This window comes from Candidatus Andeanibacterium sp. (genome assembly GCF_057143545.1).
The window spans coordinates 1-6,807 of the sequence record NZ_DBNHSF010000037.1 but is presented as its reverse complement, the minus strand read 5'-3'; the positions used below and the strand labels follow the sequence as shown (position 1 = coordinate 6,807).

The 6,807-nt window shown below is 65.0% G+C and carries 8 protein-coding genes; 6 read left to right on the top strand and 2 right to left on the bottom strand.

Annotated features, from left to right (window positions below; genetic code table 11):
• The first annotated feature begins 201 nt into the window (after positions 1-201).
• Positions 202-519 (top strand): DUF1905 domain-containing protein, encoded by a 318-nt coding sequence (locus AC16XC_RS02275; protein ID WP_484033012.1) that lies wholly within the window; start codon positions 202-204, stop codon positions 517-519.
• A gap of 239 nt (positions 520-758) precedes the next feature.
• Here AC16XC_RS02275 and AC16XC_RS02270 read toward each other — a convergent pair whose 3' ends face one another.
• Entirely contained in the window at positions 759-2,840 is a 2,082-nt protein-coding gene (locus AC16XC_RS02270; protein ID WP_484033011.1) for a RelA/SpoT family protein, read from the bottom strand.
• 284 nt (positions 2,841-3,124) lie between these two features.
• On the opposite strand from AC16XC_RS02270, the gene AC16XC_RS02265 reads away from it, so the two are divergent.
• From AC16XC_RS02265 to AC16XC_RS02245, 5 genes are read left to right on the top strand one after another with little or no spacing between them, the layout of a single operon-like run.
• Positions 3,125-3,625 (top strand): hypothetical protein, encoded by a 501-nt coding sequence (locus tag AC16XC_RS02265; RefSeq protein WP_484033010.1) that lies wholly within the window; start codon positions 3,125-3,127, stop codon positions 3,623-3,625.
• Between the two features lie 23 nt (positions 3,626-3,648).
• Positions 3,649-4,779 (top strand): radical SAM protein, encoded by a 1,131-nt coding sequence (locus tag AC16XC_RS02260; protein WP_484033009.1) that lies wholly within the window; start codon positions 3,649-3,651, stop codon positions 4,777-4,779.
• Positions 4,780-4,825: 46 nt separating this feature from the next.
• Positions 4,826-5,977 (top strand): aminotransferase, encoded by a 1,152-nt coding sequence (locus AC16XC_RS02255; protein ID WP_484033008.1) that lies wholly within the window; start codon positions 4,826-4,828, stop codon positions 5,975-5,977.
• A 33-nt stretch (positions 5,978-6,010) separates the two neighbouring features.
• Complete coding sequence (locus AC16XC_RS02250; protein ID WP_484033007.1) at positions 6,011-6,271, top strand: type II toxin-antitoxin system Phd/YefM family antitoxin; 261 nt, start codon at positions 6,011-6,013, stop codon at positions 6,269-6,271.
• Positions 6,261-6,680 carry a putative toxin-antitoxin system toxin component, PIN family gene (locus AC16XC_RS02245; protein WP_484033006.1) on the top strand — a complete coding sequence of 140 codons (420 nt, stop codon included), beginning with the start codon at positions 6,261-6,263 and terminating at the stop codon, positions 6,678-6,680. The genes AC16XC_RS02250 and AC16XC_RS02245 overlap by 11 nt, the downstream gene beginning before the upstream one ends.
• Here the strand turns inward: AC16XC_RS02245 and AC16XC_RS02240 are convergent.
• A partial coding sequence (locus AC16XC_RS02240; RefSeq protein WP_484033013.1) for a coproporphyrinogen III oxidase occupies positions 6,677-6,807 on the bottom strand: 131 nt, incomplete at its 5' end. The genes AC16XC_RS02245 and AC16XC_RS02240 overlap by 4 nt on opposite strands.

Genomic DNA, 6,807 nt, shown 5'->3' with positions numbered 1-6,807 from the left:
CCGGTGCCGGTGCGGCGGGTGCCGGGTGAATAGCCCCAAAATCCTCCTCCCCCTTGAGGTGGAGGATCGAGGTGGGGGTGTACCACGCCAGCGACCGTCGAACCCCCACCCGGCATCGGGTGAAACGGCCCCCGGACGTTTCAGGACATGCCGGGGGCATGACCGACCCGATGCCCCCTCCCCGCCGGGGAGGGGCCAAGCATGAGCGAAATCGTCCGCTTCTCGGCCCCGCTCCAACATTGGGAGCTGGAGAACTTCACCGGGCTCGGCTTCGTCCATCTGACCGGCGATGCGGCCGACGCGGTTTCGGGTTACGAGCTGATGCGGCGGCTCGAACTGGGCAAGCGCCGCGGGTTCGGTTCGGTCAAGGTCAATGTCACGCTGGGCGACAGTCGCTGGTCGACCTCGGTCTTTCCGACCAAGGAAGTCGGCTGGTTCCTGCCGGTCAAGAAGGCGATCCAGCGCGCCGAAGGGCTCGACGAGGGCGACATGCTCGAAATCGAGCTGGAGCTGCTGTGACGCCGGGGCGGGATAGTTGAATCACGCAGAGATGCGGAGGCGCGGAGAAGAAAGAGAAATCTCACACGAAGACACGAAGGAGTTGCGCCTGCCCGAAGGGCATTCATCACCGAGAGGTCGCGGCAGGCTGCAACGGCACGATGCTGAAAGCGGCTTCGCCGCCAACACGACATCTTCGTGCCTTTGTGTGAAGTTCCCTTTTTCCTCTTGTCTCTCCGTCTCCGCGCCTCTGCGAGCGCCTAAACCCGGTTCGCCTCGGCCAGCGCGTCGCTCGCGCGCAGGGCGCTGACGATCCTTGTGATATGCGCCAGGTCCTCGACCTCGATATCGACGACATAGGTGTGGAACGGCTGGTCGCGCTCCTCGAGCTCGAGATTGATCACATTGGCGTGGTTGCGCGCGAAGATCCCGGCGACTTCGGCGAGCGTGCCGGGGCGGTTGTAGAGCACCACCCGCACCCGCCCGACCGCGCCGTGCGAGCGTTCGCCCCACGACAAATCGACCCAGTCGACATCGTGGCCATTGGCGAGTTCGAAACAGTCGATCGCATGGACCTCGACCCCTTCGCCCGGATGCCGCAAGCCGACGATCCGGTCGCCCGGCAGCGGGTGGCAGCATTCGGCGAGCCGGAAGCCGACCCCCGGCGTCAGCCCGCGGATCGAGATCGCCCGTTCGCGCTGTTGCGGCTCGGGCAGGTCGGCGGTGCTGCCGGGCACGAGCGCCTCCATCACTTCGCGATCGTCGAGCTTGGACGAGCCGATCAGATACATCAGCTCCTCCTCGTCCTCGAGGCCGAGCCGCCCGACCGCCGCGCGAATGGCCTTCTTGCCGATCCGCGCCGGGAGCCGGTCGGCGATTTCCTGGAACAGCTTCTGCCCGATATCGGCGACTTCGGCGCGTTCCTTGAGCCGCACCGCGCGGCGGATCGCCGCCCGCGCCTTGCCGGTCACGACGAAGCCGAGCCATGACAGCTGCGGTTCGGCCTGCGTGCCCTTGATCACTTCGACCACGTCGCCGTTCTGGAGCTCGGTCCTCAAGGGCATGTGCCGCCCGTTGATCTTGGCGCCGACGGTCTGCGCACCGAGGTCGGTATGGACGGCGAAGGCGAAATCGACCGGGGTCGAGCCCTTGGGCAGCTGGAACAGCGCGCCCTTGGGGGTAAAAGCGAAGATCCGGTCCTGGTAAACCTGCAGCCGCGCATGTTCGAGCAGTTCCTCGGCATCGTGGCTGGCATCGACAATCTCGATCAGGTCGCGCAGCCAGCCGACCTGCCCGTCGGGCCGGTCGCCTTGCTTGTAGGCCCAGTGCGCGGCCAGCCCGAACTCGTTGCGGCGGTGCATCTCGCGGGTGCGGATCTGCACCTCCATCCGCATCGAATTCTCGTAGATCAGCGCGGTGTGGAGCGAGCGATAGCCGTTGGTCTTGGGCGTGGAGATATAGTCCTTGTAGCGATTGGGAATGAATTGCCAGGTGGTGTGCAGCACGCCGAGCGCGCGATAGCAGTCGGCGACATTCTCGGTGATCACGCGGAACGCCATGATGTCGGTGATCTGCTCGAAGCTGACATGGCGCTCCGCCATTTTCTTCCAGATCGAATAGGGGTGCTTTTCGCGGCCCGAGACCTCGACCTTGATCCCGGCCTCGGCCAGCGCCTGCTTGATCGCCAGCGCGATCGCATCGACCTGCCCGCCTTCCTGGCTCCGGATCTGCGCCAGCCGCCCGGTGATCGTGGCATAGGCTTCGGGTTCGAGCTGTTCGAAGGCCAGGAGCTGCATCTCGCGCATATATTCGTACATCCCCACGCGCTCGGCGAGCGGGGCAAAGATATCCATGGTCTCGCGCGCGATCCGCTGGCGCTTTTCCTCGTCCTTGATGAAATGGAGCGTGCGCATATTGTGCAGCCGGTTGGCGAGCTTGACCAGGAGTACCCGCAAATCCTCGCTCATCGCGAGCAGGAACTTGCGCAAATTTTCCGCCGCGCGCTCGTTTTCGGGCATCTGCTCGATCTTGGAGAGCTTGGTCACCCCGTCGACCAGCCGCGCGACCTCGGGGCCGAAATTCTCCTCGATATCCTCGATCGTCGCCAGCGTGTCCTCGACCGTGTCATGCAGCAGCGCGGTCATGATCGTTTCCTGGTCGAGCTTGAGATCGGTCATCAGGCCGGCGACTTCGACCGGGTGGCTGAAATAGGGATCGCCCGAGGCCCGCTTTTGCGAGCCGTGCTTCTGCACCGTGTAGACATAGGCGCGATTGAGCAGCGCCGCATCGGCGTCGGGGTCGTATTCGAGGACCCGCTCAACAAGTTCGTACTGGCGCAGCATGGTTTGCCAGATGTGCGGATTGCTGAGGGTTTGGGCAAGTGCGAAGTGCGATCGGCGGTTTGCGGCCCACGCCGCAATTGTTCGGGAGTGCTTGCTTGCGCCTGGAACTTCCAATCCCCAGATTGCCCATGATAGCAATATTATTCCAATACTTTATACTAAATAGTCATCTTGTTTCACTGGTTGTCTTGGTCTAGTCTTCACCAGTTCCGAGACCTTCGATCGTCCGTGGCTGGCAGCCCGGACGGAGAATTGGCTCGGCGGTCGTTCTCCGGGGAGGGTTCATGACCGAAGAAAGCAAGAAAAGTTCGGCATCGAGGCGCATCTTCCTTGCCTGGATGATGGCGCTGCCGGTGGCAGGCCGCGCAGCCGCACAGGGGACCGACACCGGTCCGAACGATGTCCAGAAGCCGTGGCTCGACGAATATGTCCCCGAGGGCGATGCGACGGAAAAGAGCTGGCTCGACGAATATGTCCCCGAAGGCGACGAAGCCGAGAAGGCCTGGCTCGACGAGTACCAGCCTGAACGCGACCGCCGGCGCCGGCGCGAGAGCAGCTGGCGCGACGAGTACCAGCCGGAACGCGGCCGACGGCCCCAGCGGGAAAGCAACTGGCGCGACGAGTATGTGCCCGAGGGCGACCAGGCCGAAAAGGCGTGGCTCGATGAATATGTTCCCGAGGGGAACCAGAAATCGAAGGCCTGGCTCGACGAATATGTACCGGAGGAAGGGGCGGCCGTCGAACGCGGCTGGCTGGACGAGGCGGTTCCGCCCGACCGGAAATAGGCGTCCGGGAACCGGATCGGACAATGCCCTTGCTCGAAAGTCCGAAGGTCGCGATGTTGCGGATGCAGCCGACGCCGCGCTGCAACCTCAATTGCAGCTATTGCTACATTCCCGCCGGTGTCCGCCGGCGCAAGGAGCTGATGGCGCCCGAAGTGCTCGAGGCCACGCTCCGCCGGCTGGTCGAGGAAGACCTGCTCGAAGACCGGCTGGCCATCTCCTGGCACGGAGCCGAACCGCTAGCCGCGGGCCTCGACTGGTATCGCGATGCCATTGTCCGGGTCGACCGGATTCTCGGCGATCATTGTGCGGTCAAGCACGTGTTCCAGAGCAACGGCGTGCTGATCGACGAAGACTGGTGCCGGTTCTTCCAAGAGATCGGCGCGCAGGTCGGGCTCAGCATCGATGGCGACGAGCAGCAGAATGCCGCGCGGGTCAACTGGGCGGGCCGCCCGGCCCACCGGGCGGCCATGCGCGGAGCCGGATTGCTCAACCGGTTCGGCCTCGCCTGGACCTTGCTCGCGGTTGTCACCTGGGAGGTGATGCGGGATCCCGCGGCCTTCGTCGCCTTTGTCCGCTCGACCGGCTGTTCGGCGCTCGGCTTCAAGGTCGAGGAGACCAATGTCGGCAATTTGAGCGCGCTGGCGGGCCGGGACTCGCTCGAGGATGCCTATCGCCGCTTCGTGCAGCACCTCTATCGCGACTTCCCCGAAGGCGGCCCGATCTTCGTCCGCGAGTTCGAGGAATACCGCTCGATGCGCGGCGCGCCCGGCACCCAGGCCGTGCCGGTTACCATGATCCCGTTCCGCAACCTGACCGTCGGGGTGAACGGCGACTTCACGATCTTCTCGGGCGAGCTGCTGTTCCGCGAGGACGACGCCTATGCCTACGGCAACGTCCTCGATGGCCCGCTGCTCGACTGCCTCCAGACCGAAAAGTTCATGTCGGTCACCCAGGAGATGATCCAGGGAGCGCGGCGCTGCGCGGCCAACTGCCCCAATTACGGCGAGTGCGGCTCGTTCTTCCAGAGCCAGAAGCTCGCCGAGCACGGCACGTTCGACGCCGAGGAAACGCTCGCCTGCCGGCTCGAGGTCAAGACGTTCTACGCTGCGCTGGACGAACTGACCCGGGACGAAGCAATGGAGCCCGCCGAATAGGCGGGAGCGCTTGCGGGTGCCCGCGCACCGCTCCACAAGGGCAGGGATGACCGAAGCAACCCCCGGGACGACGATTTTCGAGTTCATGTCGGCGCTGGCGCGCGAAACCGGCGCGATCAACCTTGGCCAGGGCTTCCCCGACATCGAGCACGCGCCCGAATTGCTGGCGGCGGCGCAACGCGCGCTGGTCGAGCATTCGAACCAGTACCCGCCGATGCGCGGGCTCGCCGAACTGCGCCGCGCGGTGGCCGATTACTGTGCCCGCGAGCAGGGATTGGCCGTCGAACCCGAGCAGGTCATCGTCACATCGGGCGCGACCGAGGCGATTGCCGCAAGCCTGTTCGCTTTCATCCAGCCCGGCGACGAAGCGATCCTGATCCAGCCCGCCTATGACGCCTATCGCCCGCTGGTCGAACGCGCGGGCGGGGTGGCGCGGCTGGTCAACCTCGTCCCGCCCGAATGGTCGCTCCCGCTCGACGCGTTCGAGGCGGCGATCACCGAGCGGACGCGGGTGGTGATGCTCAACACGCCCAACAATCCGACGGGGACGGTCATCCCGCGCCCTGTGCTCGAAGCGATCGGCGAAATCTGCGCCCGCCACAATCTGGTCGTAGTCTGCGACGAGGTCTGGGAAGGGATGATTTTCGGAGGCGTCCAGCATGCCTCTGTGCTGGCGATCCCATCCTTAAGCGAGCGCGCGGTCAAGATCGGCTCGGCGGGCAAGATCTTCTCGCTTACCGGGTGGAAAATCGGCTGGGCGATCGCGGCAAGACCGCTGGCCGAAGCGATCGCCGCGCAGCACCAGTTCCTCACCTTCACCACCGCCACCCCGCTGCAATGGGCGGTCGCCGAAGGGCTTTCGCTCCCGCAAGAGTGGCACGATGCCCATCGCGCGCAATACGAGGCCGCACGGGCACGGCTGGTCAATGGACTGACGGCGGCGGGCTTCAAGCTCCTGCCTGCGGACGGGACCTGGTTCGTCACGATCGACCTCGCCGCATCGGGCCTGCCGCCCGACGACACGGCGGTGTGCGAACGGCTGGTCCGCGAGGCCGGCGTCGCCACGATCCCGGTCTCGGCCTTCTACACCGAGGCGCCGGAGAAGGGCTATCTGCGCCTGTGCTACGCCAAGCAGGACGCGACGCTCGACGAGGGGATCGCGCGGCTGGCGGGGTTCTGGCGCCAATCGATCGCCTGATCGTGACTGGACAAAACAGCTGTTCCAGCTATAATGGCTGTTGTGACCGAAATGACCGCCCTCGACGCCAAGAACCACTTCGGCCGCCTGATCGAGCTCGCCCAGCGCGCGCCGGTCACGATTACCAGGAATGGTCGCCCGAGCGTGGTGGTGATGTCGGCGGATGCCTATGAGCGCAAGCGCAAGGCTGCGGCGCACCGATTGGGCGAGGTGCTGGAGCGTACCCGGCGCGAAGCGGCGCGCAAGGGGCTGACCGAGGCCGAACTGGACGCCCTGCTGGCGGATGACAGTTGAGCGGCTGGTCCTTGACTGCAACGTCCTGATCAGCGCCGCCCTAGTCGAAACGGGGACGGCGGCAAGAGCGCTCGATGCGGCATACGCGGATCATGTCCTTCTGCTTTCCCAGCCGACGTTCGACGAATTCGCTACTCGCCTGGGGCGCCCCAAGTTTCATCGCTACCTAGGTGAAGATGCTCGGAAGGTCTTGCTTGAGACTCTAACCGCGGTGGCAGAATGGGTCGAGATCGAAGGCCTGCCAATGGGGTGCCGCGACCTCGACGACGACAAGTATCTTGAGACGGCGCTGCGCGGCGAGGCGGATGCGATTGTGACCGGCGACGGCGACTTGCTCGTCATGAATCCGTTCGAAGGCATCCAGATCATGACCCCGGCCGCATGGCTGGCGCGGCGCACGGACGCCTAACTCCACTTCACCTCGGGCGGCAGGCTCATCAGGATCGCGTCGATATTGCCGCCAGTGCGCAGGCCGAACAGGGTCCCGCGGTCGTATACCAGGTTGAATTCGACATAGCGCCCGCGCCATTCGAGCT